The sequence below is a fragment of the Thioalkalivibrio sp. genome, from assembly GCF_041690275.1.
Lineage (GTDB): Bacteria > Pseudomonadota > Gammaproteobacteria > Ectothiorhodospirales > Ectothiorhodospiraceae > Thioalkalivibrio.
On the sequence record NZ_JAWLHP010000079.1, the window covers coordinates 1 to 2042 of the forward strand.

General features: G+C 71.6%; 2 protein-coding genes. Both read right to left on the reverse strand.

The features are described from left to right. Positions 1–25 precede the first annotated feature (25 nt). Positions 26–841 carry a uroporphyrinogen-III synthase gene (locus ACESMN_RS12315; protein WP_373053898.1) on the reverse strand — a complete coding sequence of 272 codons (816 nt, stop codon included), beginning with the start codon at positions 839–841 and terminating at the stop codon, positions 26–28. A 9-nt stretch (positions 842–850) separates the two neighbouring features. Then, on the reverse strand, positions 851–1771 hold the full coding sequence (hemC, locus tag ACESMN_RS12320; protein WP_373053899.1) for a hydroxymethylbilane synthase: 921 nt from the start codon (positions 1769–1771) through the stop codon (positions 851–853). Between the last annotated feature and the right edge of the window lie 271 nt (positions 1772–2042).

Consider the following 2042-nt stretch of genomic DNA (forward strand, 5'->3'; position numbering starts at 1 on the left):
TGTGGGAGCGATCGGCAGGTCGCCCTTAGCCTGAAAGCCCCGACCCCTCACAACCTCCAAGACACCCGACGACGGCCCGAAACATCGCTGCGTCGGTCGGATCCTCCGCGGTCACGACGTCGGCCCGAAACCCCAGTTCCCTCGCTCTTTCGGCCACGCGGGCCGCGCCCACCACCAAACGCGTACGCCACAGGGTCTCTCCGGTCACCGGGCCCAGCATCTTCACCAGATTCTGCAGACTCTCGCCGCTGGTCACGGTGACCACATCGATCCCTCCGGCCTCGAGCGATGCCCGCAGCTGCCGGGGATCGATCTCCGGCAGCGCGCGCCGGTAGGCCTCGACATGGGTCACCTCCGCACCGCGGGAGCGCAGGGTCGACGCGAGCTGCTCGCGCCCGCCGTCACCACGGAAGACCACCACCCGCAGACCCTCGACCGACTGCAGCGCGTCGGTGGCCAGAAGCGCCTCGCTGTCGAAGCGGCGCTCGGGAACGATGTCGGGCGCCAGCCCCTGTGCCGCCAGTTCCCGCGCCGTGCTGGCCCCGATCGCCGCGGCCCGGAGCCCCGGCGGCCACGGGCCACGCGCCAGGGCCTCGGGTACCACCCGCCGCACCGCGTTCGCGCTCACGAAGACCGCGATGTCGTAGGCGGCCAGGCCCTGCAGTGCCGCCCGAAGCCCGGAGGGATCCCGCGGCCCCCGGATCTCGATCACCGGAAAGCGGGTCACCCGGGCCCCTGCCTGCTCCAGCATCGCGCAAAAGGCGCCGGCCTGCGCCTCGGGCCGGGTGACCAACACGTGGCGCCCGTCGAGCGGCGTATCGGGTCCTGGGGCGGCCGCCATGCCCGGCGTCTACCGGTGCGCCAGCGCGAGCAGCTCCCCCGCGCCCTGGTCGAGCAGCTCCACCGCCAGCGCGACGCCCAGCGCCCCGGCCTCTTCGCGGGGTCCATCGGTCTCCGCGTACAGGATGCGGCTGCCATCCGTCGCTCCCACCAGCCCCCGCAGCAGGATCTGGTCCCCCTGCAGCACCGCATGCGCGGCCAGTGGCACCTGACAGCCACCCTCCAGACGCCGGTTGAAGGCCCGCTCGGCGCGCACCCGGTCGCTGGTGTCCCGATGGTTCAGGGGTGCGATCAGGCTCCCCACGGCCGCGTCACGCTCGCGGCACTCGATCGCGATCGCGCCCTGTCCGACTGCCGGGAGGCTCACCTCCGGCTCCAGCCGGGCCCGGATACGCTGCTGGAAGCCAAGGCGCTTCAGGCCCGCGGCGGCCAGCAGGATCGCCTGGTACTCCCCGCCGTCAAGCTTCGCCAGGCGGGTGTTCACGTTGCCGCGCAGGTCGGTCACCACGAGGTCCGGCCGCCGCGCGCGCAGCTGGCACTGGCGGCGCAGGCTGGACGATCCCACGCGCGAGCCCTCCGGAAGCGCGTCCAGGTCCGCAAAGTCGTTGGAGACGAAGGCGTCCAGCGGGTCTTCCCGCTCCAGGATCACCGGCAGTTCGAGGTGCTCCGGCAGTTCCATCGGCACGTCCTTCACCGAGTGCACCGCGATGTCGGCCCGATCCTCCAGCAGCGCGATCTCCAGCTCCTTCACGAACAGGCCCTTGCCGCCGATGCGCGCGAGGGGGGAGTCGAGGATGCGGTCGCCCTGCGTGGTCATTCTCACCAGCTCGACCTCGAGGTCCGGATGTGCGCGGCGCAGCTCGCTGGCGACGTGTTCCGCCTGCCAGACGGCGAGCGGGCTCTTGCGGGTGGCGATGCGCAGGGTCTTCATGAAGCCTTGTCTCCGGCCGGGTGTCGCTGGACTGAACCGCCAAGTATAGCCGCCTTGCCGGTAAAGCCTCTCAGCGGGGTCGCGCCCCCAGGGGGCCAGATTCAAAATCTGTCCGCCGTCGCCCTCGGGGACCGCCGCATCGGCGGCCGGCGGCCGTCAGCGGGACGCCGTGTATACATCCTTGTAGGCTTGACGGCAGCATCCGTGCTGCCGACACCCGCCGACGGCCATCGGCCGCCGACGCTCACTCAATCGCTCATGCGCCTTCGGG

Bases quoted from the DNA above. Each gene is read 5' to 3' on its own strand.
- ACESMN_RS12315 (WP_373053898.1), bottom strand. From the start codon at position 841: ATGGCGGCCGCCCCAGGACCCGATACGCCGCTCGACGGGCGCCACGTG.
- hemC (WP_373053899.1), bottom strand. From the start codon at position 1,771: ATGAAGACCCTGCGCATCGCCACCCGCAAGAGCCCGCTCGCCGTCTGG.